The sequence below is a fragment of the Pseudomonas sp. Soil_N_39 genome (assembly GCF_057655955.1).
Window position 1 is genome coordinate 189642 of record NZ_JBDGLI010000012.1, and the last position, 13572, is coordinate 203213.

Consider the following 13572-nt stretch of genomic DNA (forward strand, 5'->3'; position numbering starts at 1 on the left):
GGTTCATATTGGGTATATGAACCGAGCATTGACGGCCATGCCCTGGGTTCCAGGGTATGGCCTGAAACGCGTGAACGGTCAGATAAAACCCATTATTCGGACTGCCAGGGATTGATTACCTCGATCCCGGAGAACTCAAAATCCCGAACATTTCGAGTCGCGATCGAAGTGCCATGGGCTCGGCAAATAGCGGCAATCTGCGCGTCGGCCATCGACACCGCCCTCCCCCTTGCTTCGCAGTTCGCCACGAGCGTCGCGTACTCAACGGCGGCATGAGCGTCAAACGGAAATATTCGCCCGACGAAGTCTTCTTCGAACATCGCCATCGCATGGGCTTCAAGTTTTTGTTTGCGCTTACCGGATGGGAGTCGAGCAATGCCATGGAGAATTTCTGCCACGGTCACCGCAGTAATCGCAAGATCCATCGCGGGTAGCATGTCGACCCAAGCCAACACTCTAACATCGGGCTCAGACCGCATAAACTCTGACAGAACATGGGTATCGAGCACGATCATTCGGAAAGATCCACCGCCTTCGCCTTCTCCTGTCGCGAAGGCAAATCGAGCTCAACCCCACCGCTTGCGCTGAACCTGTTACGAATCCGGCTGCCAAGCCCTCCTGCTTGATTAACAGAGGCCAATGCCTTCCCCAAGATCAACCGGGCCTCTTCTTCCATCGAATGCCCATTATGGGCAGCGGCTATCCGCAGTTGTTCTTTGATCTGGTCGTCAAGGTTTCGAATCGTGATGCTGGCCATGATGCCCCCTGCAATCAATGAAATCATTGATTGAGGCTAACACACCTTGCGTTAGCAGGATCCAGGGAGATGCCCAACGGCTCACACGTTAATCGCATTGGTAAACACCAACCGATTCCCGAACGGATCACTGATCGCCATGTCCTGGCTACCCCAGGGCATGGCCTGGATCTGTGGGTGGGCGTAACGGTATTGCTTGGCGAGCAATTGCTGCTGGAAGGCTTCCAGCTCATCGGTCTCGATCCTCAACGCCGAGCCCGGCGTGCAATCGCCATGGTGCTCGGACAGGTGCAGCACGCAGTCGCCGCGGGAGACTTGCAGGTACAGCGGAAAATCGTCACCGAAGCGATGTTGCCAGTCGACGGTAAAGCCCAGAAAGTCGACGTAGAACGCCAACGCCTTGGCTTCATCGAAGATCCGCAGGATCGGGGTGGTTTTACCGAAGCTCATGGGTTGCTCCCTGGCTGAAAAGACCCAGTGTAGATGGGTTGACTCCAATGCTTCGGCTTTAAACCCGGCTTCTTTAGTGTCGCAGTGCCATTATTGTGACGCCAATTAATCCAATATCAGCCGCAAACGCGCCATCAAACGCTATTCGATGGCCTGAATCCCTGGCGCAGATCGCCCTCGCGCGCCAGGAACCGCCCTTCCCGGCGCCCGTTTGCCTGCCCTTCGCGATAGCTCAAGACACCATTGACCCACACGCCATCAATCCCTTCGGCAGCCCGTTGAGGTTCGTTGAAATCGGCCACGTCGCGGATGGTGTGTGGATTGAACAACACCAGGTCCGCCCAATGGCCTTCACGGATTTCCCCCCGCTGCTTGAGGCCAAAGCGCGCTGCCGACAGGCCGGTCATTTTGTATACGGCGGTGTGCAACGGAAAAAGCCCGACGTCACGACTGAAATGTCCCAGTACCCGTGGGAAAGCGCCCCACAAGCGTGGATGGGGAAACGGGTCTTCGGGCAAACCGTCGGAGCCGACCATGGACAACGGATGGGCGAGGATCCGTCGTACGTCGCCCTCATCCATACCGTAGTACACCGCGCCAGCCGGTTGCAGGCGTTGCGCCGCGTCCAACAGCGACACCTCCCATTCGCGGGCGATGTCGGTCAGGTCACGTCCGCCCATTGACGGGTGCGGTGTCGACCAGGTGATGGTGATGCGATGGGCATCGGTCACCTGCTTGAGATCCAGGGTCGAGGAGCTGGCCGCATAGGGATAGCAATCACAGCCGACCGGATGGGTCTGCGCCGCGCGCTCCAACGCCGCGAGCACCTGCGGACTACGCCCCCAATTACCGGCGCCTGCACATTTGAGGTGGGAAATGATCACCGGACTTTGCGCGTGTCGACCGATCTGGAACGCCTCGTCCATGGCCTCGAGCACCGGTTCGAATTCGCTGCGCAGGTGAGTGGTGTAGACGGCGCCGAATGCGCTCAACTCTTCGGTCAGTTGCATGACTTCGTCGGTGGAGGCTGAAAACGCGTTGGCGTAGGCCAGGCCGGTGGACAAACCCAGCGCACCGGCCTCCAGGCTTTCGCGCAATTGCCGGCGCATGGCAGCGATTTCTCCCACCGAGGCGGTGCGTAACAAATCGTCCATGTGATTGCTGCGCAACGCCGTGTGCCCGACCAGTGCGGCCACGTTGACCGAAGGCTGAGCCGCTTCTACCGCCCCGCGATAATCGGCAAAACGTGGGTAGACGAACGCCTGGGCCGTGCCGAGCAGGTTCATCGGGTCCGGCGGATCGCCCCGCAGGCTCACCGGCGCAGCGCTGATGCCGCAGTTGCCGACGATCACGGTGGTCACACCCTGGCTGAGCTTGGGCAGCATCTGCGGTTGGCGAATGACCACCGTGTCGTCGTGGGTGTGCACATCGATGAAGCCTGGCGCCAGCACACGGCCGGCGGCGTCGATGTCTTCCACGGCCCGGGCATCGCCTAGCTCGCCGATGCGTTCGATGCGACCCGCGCGAATGGCAACGTCGGCGTGGTAGCCGGGGGTGTCGCGGCCATCGATGACCAGCGCATTGCGGATAAGCGCGTCGTACAGCATGTCAGTCTCCCAGCGGCAAGTGATCGTCGCCGCCGCGGTAATCGTCCAGGGCGAGTTTGACCCGCCGCAGGCGCTCTTGATTGTCTTCGGGATGGGCCAGCGCCAGCTCGGTGGCGAGTACATCGATGGCCAACAGCATGCCGTAGCGCGCCGCAGTGGGTTTGTAGATGAACGAGGTTTCGGCGCCTTGCAGGGGTAGCACGCAGTCGGCCAGTTGGGCCAGTGGCGAGTCGGCACGAGTGATAGCCAGGATCGCCGCACCGTAGCTGCGGGCCAATTCAACGGCGCTCAACAGCTCCGGTGTGATACCGGTCAGTGAACAGGCGATGACCAGATGCTGGTCGCTCAGCGAAGTGGCGGTGATGCGCATCATCACCGGGTCGCGGCAGGCGGCGATCGGGTAGCCGAAGCGCACCAGCCGTACTTGCAACTCCTCGCCGCACAGCGCTGACCAGCCACCGAGGCCGAACGCATGGATCATTCGGGCCTTGCCGATCATCCGCACGGCATCGCCGAACCGCGACTCTTCGAACGCCGACAGATGCTGGCGCAGGGTCGCCTCGATATCGCCGACGATCTGTCCATAAAACGCCGATTGCTCCGGCGCGCCGGCCGGGTCGAGGAAACGGCTGCCGACACCGCTGGCCTGGGCCAGTTGCAGGCGCAAGTCCCGCAGGTCGCGACAGCCGACGGTACGGGCGAAGCGCGACAGCGTGGCACTGCTGACTTCCGCCCGCTGGGCCAGTTCATCGAGGCTGGCGGAGGCGGCAAAGCCGACGTCTTCGAGCATCAGGCGAGCGATTCTTCCTTCGCCGGCGCTGAAGGAATCCTGGCGGGAGCGGATCTGGTAGAGGATGTCCATGACGACTCCTGTTGGGGTGCGTTGCGCTCACAGCAAGCGCGAAAGCCCGAGGGTCAAGGCGAACGCGACCACGGAAATCAGCGTTTCGAGCACGGTCCAGGTCTTGAAGGTTTGCGTGACGGTCATATTGAAGTATTCCTTGATCAGCCAGAAGCCGCCGTCGTTAACGTGGGAAAAGATAACCGACCCGGCGCCGGTCGCTAGCACCAGCAGTTCGGGGTGGGGATAACTCAGGCCAATCGCCACGGGCGCGACGATGCCCGAGGCCGTGGTCATCGCCACCGTGGCCGACCCCGTGGCAACGCGCATCAGTGCCGCGAACAGCCAGCCCATGACCAGCGGCGACAATTGGAATTCCTGGGCCAGGCCGACGATTTGTTGCGTGACCCCGGCGTCCACCAGGATCCGGTTCAAACCGCCACCGGCGCCTACCAGCAAGGTGATGCTGGCAGTCGGTGCCAGGCATTCGTTGGTGAACTTGAGGATCGACTCGCGATTGAAACCCTGGGCCAGGCCGAGAGTCCAGAAGCTGAGGATGGTCGCCAGCAGCAAGGCAATCACCGAGTTGCCGATGAACAACAGGAACTGGTTGAAACCGCTGCCCGGCGTGGAGATCAGGTTGGCCCAGCCGCCGATCAGCATCAGGATCACCGGCAGCAGAATGGTCCCCAGGGTCACGCCGAAGCCCGGCAGGTTGGCGCGTGGCTCACGGTCGAGGAATTGTCGTTCCAACGGATTCTCGGCCGGCAGTTGGATGCGCGGCACGATGAATTTGGCGTACAGCGGGCCGGCGATGATCGCGGTGGGAATGCCAATCAGGATCGCGTACAGCAAGGTCTGCCCCACCGAGGCCTGGAACGCCTGCACCGCCAGCATCGCCGCCGGGTGCGGCGGCACCAGCGCATGGACCACCGAAAGCCCGGCGACCATCGGCAGCCCCACCATCAGGATCGACACCCCCACACGCCGGGCGATGGTGAAGGCAATGGGCACCAACAGCACGAAGCCGACTTCGAAGAACAATGGCAAGCCCACCAGGAAGGCAATGCACACCATCGCCCAGTGGGCGTTACGCTCGCCGAAGCGTTCGATCAGTGTCTGGGCCATTCGCTCCGCCCCGCCGGACTCGGCCATCATCTTGCCGAGCATCGTGCCCAAGGCCACCACCAGCGCAATGTGGCCCAGCGTCTTGCCGACACCCGCCTCGTACGCCCCGACCACGCCCGAGGGCGGCATCCCGGCCAGCAGCGCCAGGCCAATGGAGACCAGGGTAATCACGATGAATGGATTGAGCCGATAACGGGCGATCAGAACGATCAGCGCGATGATGGCGATGGCCGCGTAGACCAATAGCCAATAACCGAAAGCAGGTGCCATGCGTTACTCCTCGGATGGGGTCACGTCGATGTGTTGTGAAACTCATAAATCATTTCGACGAAGAATCTTCAAATCCACTGAAAGTAATTTTCGCGCACAGGTAACACTTGTCGCTGACGGACATCGCGAAGCAGCGGCTATGAAAATTCACCCCCGGACTTTCATCCCGCAATTGACCTCCTGTGGCGAGGGGATTCATCCCCTCGCCACAATGGCTGGCCGCGCAGCCCTCAATTCCGTACCATCGCCCCCTGTTTTTTTTTGCACCACTCCCCGGCAGTCGACGCTCCACCGGCGCCCAGTCAGGTAAATCATGAAATCAGCACGTCTTCGCGCCGACACCCTCGCCGGCCTCACCACCTCTTTCGCCTTGCTCCCGGAGTGCATCGCCTTCGCCCTGGTGGCCCACCTCAATCCGCTGATGGGGCTGTACGGCGCGTTCATCCTCTGCACGCTGACCGCATTGTTCGGCGGTCGGCCCGGGATGGTGTCAGGCGCGGCGGGGTCGATGGCCGTGGTGATCGTCGCGCTGGTGGTGCAGCACGGTGTGCAGTACCTGTTGGCGACCGTGCTGCTGGGCGGACTGATCATGATGGCGTTCGGGTTATTGCGACTGGGCAAGCTGGTGCGCATGGTGCCGCACCCAGTGATGCTCGGCTTCGTCAACGGCCTGGCGATCGTCATTGCCCTGGCCCAGTTGGAACACTTCAAGAATGGCGAGGCCTGGCTGAGCGGCCCGCCGCTGTACCTGATGGCCGGCCTGGTGGCATTGACCATGGCCATCGTCTACCTGCTGCCGCGCCTGACCCGCAGCGTGCCGCCGGCATTGGTGGCCATCCTCGGTGTGGGCCTGGCGGTCGAGCTGCTCGGCCTGCCGACCCGAACGCTGGGCGACATGGCCCACATCGCCGGTGGCTTGCCGACCTTTGCCCTGCCGGACATTCCCTGGAACCTGGAGACCCTGCAGATCGTCGCACCCTATGCGGTGATCATGGCGATGGTCGGTCTGCTGGAAACCTTGCTGACCCTGAACCTGACCGATGAAATCACCGAGAGCCGCGGTTATCCGGACCGTGAATGCGTGGCATTGGGCGCGGCCAACATGGCTTCCGGGCTGCTGGGCGGCATGGGTGGTTGCGCCATGATCGGCCAGACGATGATCAACCTCAGCTCGGGCGGACGCGGACGGTTATCGGGCGTCGTGGCCGGGGTGATGGTGTTGCTGTTCGTGTTGTTCCTGTCGCCGCTGATCGAGCGCATCCCGCTGGCGGCGCTGGTGGGCGTGATGTTCGTGGTGTCCCAGCAGACCTTCGCCTGGGCATCGTTGCGGGTGGTCAACAAAGTGCCGGCCAACGATGTGCTGGTCATCATCGCGGTGACGGTGATCACGGTGTTTACCGACCTGGCTGTCGCCGTGCTCTGCGGGATCATCATCGCGGCGCTCAACTTCGCCTGGCAACAGGCCCGGGAGCTGTACGCCGACACCCACCAAGAAGCCGACGGCAGCAAGCTCTATCGCCTGCACGGCACGCTGTTCTTCGCCTCGTCGACGCCGTTTCTCAACCAGTTCGACCCGGCCAACGACCCGGCCCTGGTGACCCTCGACTGCCGTCACTTGCGCTTCGTCGACTACTCGGCCGTCGCCGCGCTCAAGACCCTGCGTGAGCGCTACAGCAAGGCCGGCAAGCACCTGCGGGTGTTTCACCTGTCCGAGCGTTGCAAACAAATGCTCAAGCGCGCGGGTGTGCAGCACGACTGAAGCAACACCAAACAAAAACCTGTGGGAGCGAGCTTGCTCGCGATAGCGGTGGGTCAGCCAACTTCACTACTGACTGACCCGGCGCCATCGCGAGCAAGCTCGCTCCCACAGGTCCTATGTTTTACTGATGGATATCCTCAGCTTGGAGGGTACTCACACCATCTCATCAAGAATCCACTCCACCACCGACGTCCACTTCGGCATCCACCCCAGCAACTCACGGGCCTTCGTGCCTCGCACCCGGCTGTTGGAACCCAGGCCATAGTTGGCCATTTCGTAACCCCATTCGGCCTCGGCTTCGGCCAGTGGCCAATCTTGCGGCTCGCCCAGTTTCAGCGCACCGGCCATGGCCGTGGTCATGTCGATGAACGAGGCCTCGCCGCTTTCGACGAAATAGAACGTGCCGGGTACGTTGCGGGTCAGGGCCAATTTGTACAGCTCGACCACGTCTTCGATGTGCACGTTGGACCAGATGTTCTGCCCCGGCCCCACATGCCGCACCACGCCACTCTTGCGCGCCTGCTTGAGCAGACGTGGCAGCTGCACACTGTCACGCTTGACCCCCAGGCTGTGACCGTAGATCAAGGTGTTGCAGATCACCGCCGAGTTCACGCCTTGCCGGGCGGCATCCAGGACCAGATTGTCGATGGCGACACGGGCCGCTTTGTCGGCAGTGGGTGGCGGCAGATGGCCTTCCTGGTAAATGACATCGCTGTGACGACCACCGGAAGCATCGCCGACGATGCTCGAACCGCTGGTGTGCAACAGCACCTTGTTCGAGCCTTTGAGGCCTTCGATCAAGGCTTCGACCGCACCACGATGATCGCTGCTGGCGGCGTTGATCACGGCGTCGGCGGCACGGGCCTGTTCGGTGAGCAACGGGCTGTCTTCGAGGGTGCCAATGACCGGCTCGATACCCAGCACAGTGAGTTCGCTCGCCTGTTCGGCGCTGCGCACCAGACCACGAACTTGATGCCCGGCGCGTGCCAGGCCGGTGGCAATGGAACCGCCGATAAAACCGGCAGCGCCGGTGATGAATACGTTCATGAATAACTCCTTGGCAACATCAGTGATGGGACGAGTATCGAGGACGGGTCCTTGCCGAAACAGTCCACATTGCCCAAATCACTCTTGCCTTGAAGTCACGAATCAGCCTTTGAAATCCCGCGAGGCGTAGTCGGCGAGCTTGCCCTGGATGAAGTCCAGGAAGCACTGGATCCGCAGGGCCAGTTGCGAGTTGCGGTAGTACACCGCGTTGATTGGCTGGCGATAACCGCTGTTGGCGTCGGCCAGCAGTACCTTCAGTCGACCGGTATGGATGTCTTCGCGGGTCATGAAATCCGACAGGCAGGCAATGCCCTGACCTTGCAGCGCCAAGTGACGCACGGTCTCGCCGCTGGACGCGCTGATGGCGGGCTGGATCGGCCAGCGGTCGCCATGTTGGTGGCGCAGCGGCCACTGGTTGAGGCCGTCGTTCTGGGCAAACCCCAGCAGCGCATGCTCCGCCAGCTCGGCGACGCTTGCGGGTGTACCGTGCCGCTTCAAATAGGCCGGGCTGGCCAGGATGTGCAACGGGCTGCAACCCAGGGAACGGGCGTGAAGCGTCGAGTCGCTGAGGGTGCCGATGCGGATGGCGATGTCGGTGCTTTGCTCCAGCAAGTCGATGATCAGGTCGTTGCTGTTGAGTTCGAGCTGGATGTCTGGGTAAAGCCGGCGAAATTCTTCGATGTGCGGGACGATGGCGTGCAGCATGAACGGCGAGGCCGCGTTGATCCGCAAGCGTCCTGCGGGATTCTTCTGGCGGGACGACAGGCGCTCCTCCAGCTCATCCATCTGGTCGAGAATGCCTTTGGCCTGTTCGAAGAAATACTTGCCCTCCTCGGTCAGGTCCATGCGCCGCGTGGTGCGGTTGATCAGCGTGGTGTCGAGCTTGGCCTCCAGCCGCGACAACGTGCGACTGACCGCCGACGGCGTCTGCCCGACCTGCTCGGCAGCGGCGGAGATCGATCCGCACTCGATCACGCAGACGAAAATCTGCAACTCGTCGGATCTGGCTTTCACGTATCCCCCTGTCGATTGATCACTCTTGTGGTGAGGGGATTTATCCCCACCCCCAAGTGGGAGCAAAGCTTGCTCGCGATCAAAACGCTGCGGTCTTTCGGGAACCGAGGCGTCTGTTTCGCGAGCAAGCTTTGCTCCCACAGCACAGGTTTACCACCCGCCACAGGATAGTATCGGGATGTGAGGTAAAAGACAGGTCACGCCTTCAGGCCGAACACCTCGATCAAATGCCGCTCATACCGCGCCACATCCTCTTCGATGTTCGGGCGCTTCATCACGTCCACGCACAGGAAGGTCGGCAAACCGGTCATGCCGAGGAACTGATTGGCCTTGTGGAACGGGAAGTACACCGCGTCCACGCCCTTGGCTTCGAAGAAGTCGGTCGGGTCGTCAAAGGCTTGCTGCGGGGCGTTCCAGGTCAGGGACAACATGTATTGCTTGCCCTGGATCAGGCCGCCGCTGCCGTACTTCTGCGAGGCATCGGAACGGGTCCGACCGTCGCTGGCATAGAGGCTGCCGTGGCCTTCGGTGAAGACTTCGTCGATGTATTTCTTCACGGTCCACGGCGCGCCCATCCACCAACCGGGCATCTGGTAAATGATCACATCGGCCCAGAGGAACTTGGCAACTTCCTCCTTGAGGTCGTAGCCGCCGTCGATGAAGGTGGTTTTCACGTCAAAACCGCCACGGTCCAGCACGCTGAGCGCCGTGTCGTGGAGGGTGGCGTTGTAGCGGCCGTCGGAGTGGGCGAATTGTTTGCCGCCGTTGAGCAACAGGACTTTTTTCATGGGGAGCCTCATCGGGTTCCACAGCGTGGGCCGTTGGCTGACCGCAGCATGGAAGGTTGAAAATGATGGCGGCAGAGTACCGATGAGCCTCGCGTGGAATAAGCACCGTAACGGCAAAATTGTTTTGACCAAAACGCACGAATCGACGCTCGATTATTGCCGTAAGCTCCGACACCTCTTTTATTTCAGGAGCCATCTCGATGAGCGAACTGCACGGTTTCATCCTGCACGCCAAGACCCGCCCGGAAAAAGCCGAGGCCTTCGAAGCGCTGTTCCGCGCCTACGTCGAGCCAAGCCGCGCCGAGCCCGGCTGCATCGAATATCACATGCTGCGGGACCAGCAGGATCCAACGCTGTTTATCTTTTATGAGATCTGGGCCTCCCAGGCGCACCTGGACGTGCACTCGAATCTGCCGCATATGCGGCAATTCTTCGAGCAACGCATGGACTATCTGGAGCGCGACTTCGACATCCGCCGCGTCGATATGCTTAGCCCGTCCTCGGCTAACCGCTGATCAGCAGATGGCCGCCAAGCATGCCGAGGCCGATGAAAAATACCCGTTTGAACAACACGGCGCTGATCCGCTGGCGCAACCATTGCCCCAGCCACATCCCCAGCAGCGCCGGTGCCAGCGCCAGCAACGAAGCGCTCAATTCGCCCCCACCCAGCTCGCCGCGCCATAACAGGCCGGCGGCCAGGGCCAGGGTAGAAACGGTGAATGACAGGCCCAGGGCCTGCACCAGTTCATCCTTGCTCAAACCCAGCGCTTGTAAATAGGGCACCGCCGGAATGACGAACACACCGGTGGCGGACGTGATGAGGCCGGTCAACAGCCCACAAAGCGGAGCGATCCACGGCTCGGCATCGGGACCGACCCGCAACGTTGGCAGCAACAGCCCGCTCAGCGCATACAGCAACAACGCTCCGCCCAAGGCCCGCACCACCCAAGCCCCGCCCGTCATGCCGAGCCACAGCGTACCGAGCCCGGTGCCAATGAAAATCGCCAACAGCAACGGCCACAGGCGTCGGATCAGCGCTTGAAGATGGCCGCCGAACGCCAGTTGCCAGAGATTGGTCAGGGTCGCTGGGATGATGAGCAACGCCGCAGCCTGCGCCGGCGCCATAGCCAGCCCGAGCAACCCCATGGAAATGGTCGGCAGGCCGAGGCCGATCACGCCCTTGATGGTGCCGGCCAGCAAGAAGGTGCCGATGACCAATAGGGACAGGACCAGGCCGAGGTTTTGATAGAAAGCGATGAGTGTGTTCATGGGGGTATCGTGCGCCCCGGGGCTTGGCTTGAAAATCTGCCATATACTGAGGATGCCTCTCTTGTAGCAAGAGGCTAATAATTTTGTTGGTTCTACCGCCGCCTTCGCGAGCAAGCCCGCTCCCACATTTGAAATGCAATCCCCCTGTGGGAGCGGGCTTGCTCGCGAAGGCGCCAGATCAGCCACCACAGAACCCGGCACAGGATCATATCGCCCATGCACTTCGACCTCACCGACCTGCGCCTCTACCTGAACATCCTCGACACCGGCAACATCACCGCCGGCGCAGCCCGCAGCCATTTGTCCCTGGCCGCGGCCAGTGCGCGGGTCCGGGCCATGGAAGCCTCCCTGGGCATCGACCTGCTTGAACGCGGCCGGCGCGGCGTATCACCCACGCCGCCCGGCAGGGCCCTGGCCGAGCACGCCCGGACCCTGTTGCAACAGGCCGAACGCCTGCAACAGGACCTGGCCGAATACGCCAAGGGCGTCAAAGGCCGGGTGCGATTGTTGTGCAACACCAGCGCCATGACCGAATACCTGCCCGAACTGCTGGCCGGCTTCCTCAAGGCCCATCCCAACCTCGACATCGACTTGCAGGAATTGCCCAGCTCACGGATCACCCATGCGCTGCGCCAGGGCGCGGCGGACCTGGGGATCGTTTCCGACGCGGTGGACACCAATGGCCTTCAGGCCTGGCCGTTTCGCGACGATCCGCTGGTATTGATCCTACCGACCGGACATCCCCTGGCTGACGGTCGAACCGTGCGTTTCAGCGAGACCCTCAGCCACGACTACGTCGGTCTGAACGCTTCCAGCGCCCTGGCGATTCATCTGGAAGAACAGGCCCTGCACATCGGCTCACGCATGCAAATCCGCATTCGCGCCGATGGCTTCGACGGCATGATTCGCATGGTCGCCCATGGCGCAGGCATCGCCATCGTGCCGAAGGCGGCCATCGACCGACGCCCGCCCGAGACTTCGTATCACTGCGTCCCGTTGCAAGAGGCCTGGACTCACCGGGCGCTGCTGCTGTGCGCCCGCACCTTCGACGGTTTGCCGGCCTACGCCACGGCCCTGGCTCGGCATCTGGCCGATTGATGCGCGCTTCTGGATAGCCCGGTGTCGACCACAGGCATCTACCCGCCTATGCCACGGGTTAGGGTGCCTGTTCTCTTCCGCCCCTTTCGGAGTTCACATGACCGCACCCATCACCGTCCTGCGCGACACCCATCCGCTGCCCGTACTCGATGCCTGCAAATGGGAAAAACTCGAAGGCGACCCGCACACCGTCAACCTCAACGCCTACACCAGCGAAGACGGCAGCAAGATCATGGGCACCTGGATCTGCACACCCGGCAAATGGTATGTGGAATACGTGAAGTGGGAGTACTGCCATTTCCAGGAAGGCTACTGCATCATCACCCCAGAGGGCATGGAACCGATCCATCTGCGCGCCGGTGATATCTTCGTCATCGAGCCAGGCATGAAAGGCACGTGGGAAGTGGTCGAGACCGTGCGCAAATATTTCGTCTTTGCCTGAAACAAAAAACCGAGAGACCACCCGACATGGTCTCTCGGAAAACAACCTGGATTGCACAACCTCTGTAGCGAGGAAGTCATCTGTGGGAGCAAGGCTTGCCCGCGATGCAGGCACCTCGTTCCCTCAGAGACAGCATCGCCTGTGATCGCGGGCAAGCCTTGCTCCCACAATTCCCCTCGCCATAAAAGCTCGTCGATATCGTCGCTCTTATTGCGGCTTGCGATAGCTGTTAACAATCGCCGAAAAGTCCTTGCCGCCCTCGCCCCGCTGGCTCATCGCCTGGTACAACTGCTGCGCCACCGCCCCCAGCACCACCGGCTGATGGGCTTGCCGCGCGGCTTCGGTCGCCAGGCCCAGGTCCTTGAGCATCAGGTCGGCGCCAAAGCCACCCGTGTAGCCACGGGACGCCGGCGCCGTTTCGATCACGCCCGGCCACGGGTTGTAGGTGTCCGAACTCCAGCAACGGCCCGTCGAGCTGTTGATGATCCCGGCCAGCACCTGGGTGTCGATCCCCAAGGCATCGCCCAGCGCCATGGCCTCGCTGACGCCCACCATGGAAATCCCCAGCAGCAGGTTGTTGCAGATCTTGGCGATCTGCCCGGTGCCGACCTCCCCGCAATGCACGATGTTACGGCCCATTTGCGCCAACACCGGTTGCAAGGTGGCGAACAGCTCGGGCGTGGCGCCGACCATGAAGGTCAACGTGCCCGCCGCCGCGCCGCCGGTGCCACCCGAAACGGGCGCATCGGCCATCGCCACCCCTTGTTTCGCAGCGGCAGCCGCCACGTCGCGAGCGGTTTGTGGATCGATGGTGCTGCAATCCACAGCCGGCGTACCGGCGGCGATGCCGGCCAGCACACCGTCTTCACCCAGCCAGACGCTACGCACATGGGCGGCGGCCGGCAGCATGGTGATCACCAGCGCAGCGCCCTGGGCCGCGTCGCGAGGCGAAGCACTGATTGTGCCGCCCAATGCCGCCAGCTCGGCCAGCACCGTCTGGTTCAAGTCGAACAGGTTCAGCGAATGGCCGGCCTTGAGCAGGTTGCGCGCCATGGGGGCGCCCATGTTGCCCAGGCCGATAAATGCGATGTTCATGTCCGGC

The 13572-nt window shown here is 62.0% G+C and carries 15 protein-coding genes; 4 read left to right on the forward strand and 11 right to left on the reverse strand.

The annotated features are described in order from the left end of the window. Positions 1–92: 92 nt before the first annotated feature. The 6 genes from AC3A5O_RS19020 to AC3A5O_RS19045 all read right to left on the reverse strand — a co-directional run bounded on the left by AC3A5O_RS19020 (position 93) and on the right by AC3A5O_RS19045 (position 5053). The gene (locus tag AC3A5O_RS19020) at positions 93–515 is read right to left on the reverse strand and encodes a type II toxin-antitoxin system VapC family toxin (RefSeq protein WP_305482572.1); all 423 of its coding nucleotides are present in this window, start codon (positions 513–515) and stop codon (positions 93–95) included. Then, the gene (locus tag AC3A5O_RS19025) at positions 512–757 is read right to left on the reverse strand and encodes a FitA-like ribbon-helix-helix domain-containing protein (RefSeq protein ID WP_305469608.1); all 246 of its coding nucleotides are present in this window, start codon (positions 755–757) and stop codon (positions 512–514) included. Before AC3A5O_RS19025 ends, AC3A5O_RS19020 begins: the two co-directional genes overlap by 4 nt. 81 nt (positions 758–838) lie before the next feature. Further along, positions 839–1207, reverse strand: a complete 369-nt coding sequence (locus AC3A5O_RS19030; RefSeq protein ID WP_003197565.1) for a glyoxalase superfamily protein — start codon at positions 1205–1207, stop codon at positions 839–841. 134 nt (positions 1208–1341) lie between these two features. After that, positions 1342–2814 (reverse strand): N-acyl-D-amino-acid deacylase family protein, encoded by a 1473-nt coding sequence (locus tag AC3A5O_RS19035; protein ID WP_487753557.1) that lies wholly within the window; start codon positions 2812–2814, stop codon positions 1342–1344. Position 2815: 1 nt separating this feature from the next. Beyond that, positions 2816–3676 carry a MurR/RpiR family transcriptional regulator gene (locus AC3A5O_RS19040; protein WP_122569079.1) on the reverse strand — a complete coding sequence of 287 codons (861 nt, stop codon included), beginning with the start codon at positions 3674–3676 and terminating at the stop codon, positions 2816–2818. A gap of 27 nt (positions 3677–3703) precedes the next feature. Further along, a complete protein-coding gene (locus tag AC3A5O_RS19045) occupies positions 3704–5053 on the reverse strand; it encodes a GntT/GntP/DsdX family permease (RefSeq protein ID WP_460080332.1) in 1350 nt (449 codons plus the stop codon). Positions 5054–5366: 313 nt separating this feature from the next. Between AC3A5O_RS19045 and AC3A5O_RS19050 the strand changes: the two genes are divergently transcribed. After that, positions 5367–6812, forward strand: a complete 1446-nt coding sequence (locus tag AC3A5O_RS19050; RefSeq protein WP_305469605.1) for a SulP family inorganic anion transporter — start codon at positions 5367–5369, stop codon at positions 6810–6812. 153 nt (positions 6813–6965) lie between these two features. On the opposite strand, the gene AC3A5O_RS19055 is transcribed toward AC3A5O_RS19050, so the two are convergent. The 3 genes from AC3A5O_RS19055 to mdaB all read right to left on the reverse strand — a co-directional run bounded on the left by AC3A5O_RS19055 (position 6966) and on the right by mdaB (position 9661). Beyond that, positions 6966–7859: an NAD-dependent epimerase/dehydratase family protein gene (locus tag AC3A5O_RS19055; protein WP_487753558.1), complete on the reverse strand. Its 894-nt coding sequence runs from the start codon at positions 7857–7859 to the stop codon at positions 6966–6968. A 102-nt stretch (positions 7860–7961) separates the two neighbouring features. Further along, positions 7962–8873: a LysR family transcriptional regulator gene (locus AC3A5O_RS19060; RefSeq protein WP_122564857.1), complete on the reverse strand. Its 912-nt coding sequence runs from the start codon at positions 8871–8873 to the stop codon at positions 7962–7964. A gap of 197 nt (positions 8874–9070) precedes the next feature. Then, positions 9071–9661 carry an NADPH:quinone oxidoreductase MdaB gene (gene mdaB / locus AC3A5O_RS19065; RefSeq protein ID WP_122564858.1) on the reverse strand — a complete coding sequence of 197 codons (591 nt, stop codon included), beginning with the start codon at positions 9659–9661 and terminating at the stop codon, positions 9071–9073. A 200-nt stretch (positions 9662–9861) separates the two neighbouring features. On the opposite strand from mdaB, the gene AC3A5O_RS19070 reads away from it, so the two are divergent. After that, on the forward strand, positions 9862–10176 hold the full coding sequence (locus AC3A5O_RS19070; RefSeq protein WP_122564859.1) for a putative quinol monooxygenase: 315 nt from the start codon (positions 9862–9864) through the stop codon (positions 10174–10176). Here the strand turns inward: AC3A5O_RS19070 and AC3A5O_RS19075 are convergent. Further along, positions 10166–10930 carry a sulfite exporter TauE/SafE family protein gene (locus tag AC3A5O_RS19075; protein ID WP_305469603.1) on the reverse strand — a complete coding sequence of 255 codons (765 nt, stop codon included), beginning with the start codon at positions 10928–10930 and terminating at the stop codon, positions 10166–10168. The two genes, AC3A5O_RS19070 and AC3A5O_RS19075, sit on opposite strands and share 11 nt — an antisense overlap. A gap of 216 nt (positions 10931–11146) precedes the next feature. Between AC3A5O_RS19075 and AC3A5O_RS19080 the strand changes: the two genes are divergently transcribed. Both AC3A5O_RS19080 and AC3A5O_RS19085 read left to right on the forward strand, forming a co-directional pair. After that, positions 11147–12028: a LysR substrate-binding domain-containing protein gene (locus tag AC3A5O_RS19080; protein WP_305482563.1), complete on the forward strand. Its 882-nt coding sequence runs from the start codon at positions 11147–11149 to the stop codon at positions 12026–12028. 97 nt (positions 12029–12125) lie between these two features. Then, positions 12126–12470: a cupin domain-containing protein gene (locus AC3A5O_RS19085; RefSeq protein WP_024781087.1), complete on the forward strand. Its 345-nt coding sequence runs from the start codon at positions 12126–12128 to the stop codon at positions 12468–12470. Positions 12471–12677: 207 nt separating this feature from the next. Here the strand turns inward: AC3A5O_RS19085 and mmsB are convergent, their stop codons facing one another. Beyond that, entirely contained in the window at positions 12678–13565 is an 888-nt protein-coding gene (gene mmsB / locus AC3A5O_RS19090; protein ID WP_122564862.1) for a 3-hydroxyisobutyrate dehydrogenase, read from the reverse strand. Positions 13566–13572: the final 7 nt, after the last annotated feature.

Bases quoted from the DNA above. Each gene is read 5' to 3' on its own strand.
- mmsB (WP_122564862.1), bottom strand. From the start codon at position 13,565: ATGAACATCGCATTTATCGGCCTGGGCAACATGGGCGCCCCCATGGCG.
- AC3A5O_RS19085 (WP_024781087.1), top strand. From the start codon at position 12,126: ATGACCGCACCCATCACCGTCCTGCGCGACACCCATCCGCTGCCCGTA.
- AC3A5O_RS19020 (WP_305482572.1), bottom strand. From the start codon at position 515: ATGATCGTGCTCGATACCCATGTTCTGTCAGAGTTTATGCGGTCTGAG.
- AC3A5O_RS19050 (WP_305469605.1), top strand. From the start codon at position 5,367: ATGAAATCAGCACGTCTTCGCGCCGACACCCTCGCCGGCCTCACCACC.
- AC3A5O_RS19075 (WP_305469603.1), bottom strand. From the start codon at position 10,930: ATGAACACACTCATCGCTTTCTATCAAAACCTCGGCCTGGTCCTGTCC.
- AC3A5O_RS19035 (WP_487753557.1), bottom strand. From the start codon at position 2,814: ATGCTGTACGACGCGCTTATCCGCAATGCGCTGGTCATCGATGGCCGC.
- AC3A5O_RS19040 (WP_122569079.1), bottom strand. From the start codon at position 3,676: ATGGACATCCTCTACCAGATCCGCTCCCGCCAGGATTCCTTCAGCGCC.
- AC3A5O_RS19055 (WP_487753558.1), bottom strand. From the start codon at position 7,859: ATGAACGTATTCATCACCGGCGCTGCCGGTTTTATCGGCGGTTCCATT.
- AC3A5O_RS19025 (WP_305469608.1), bottom strand. From the start codon at position 757: ATGGCCAGCATCACGATTCGAAACCTTGACGACCAGATCAAAGAACAA.
- AC3A5O_RS19030 (WP_003197565.1), bottom strand. From the start codon at position 1,207: ATGAGCTTCGGTAAAACCACCCCGATCCTGCGGATCTTCGATGAAGCC.
- AC3A5O_RS19045 (WP_460080332.1), bottom strand. From the start codon at position 5,053: ATGGCACCTGCTTTCGGTTATTGGCTATTGGTCTACGCGGCCATCGCC.
- mdaB (WP_122564858.1), bottom strand. From the start codon at position 9,661: ATGAAAAAAGTCCTGTTGCTCAACGGCGGCAAACAATTCGCCCACTCC.
- AC3A5O_RS19080 (WP_305482563.1), top strand. From the start codon at position 11,147: ATGCACTTCGACCTCACCGACCTGCGCCTCTACCTGAACATCCTCGAC.
- AC3A5O_RS19070 (WP_122564859.1), top strand. From the start codon at position 9,862: ATGAGCGAACTGCACGGTTTCATCCTGCACGCCAAGACCCGCCCGGAA.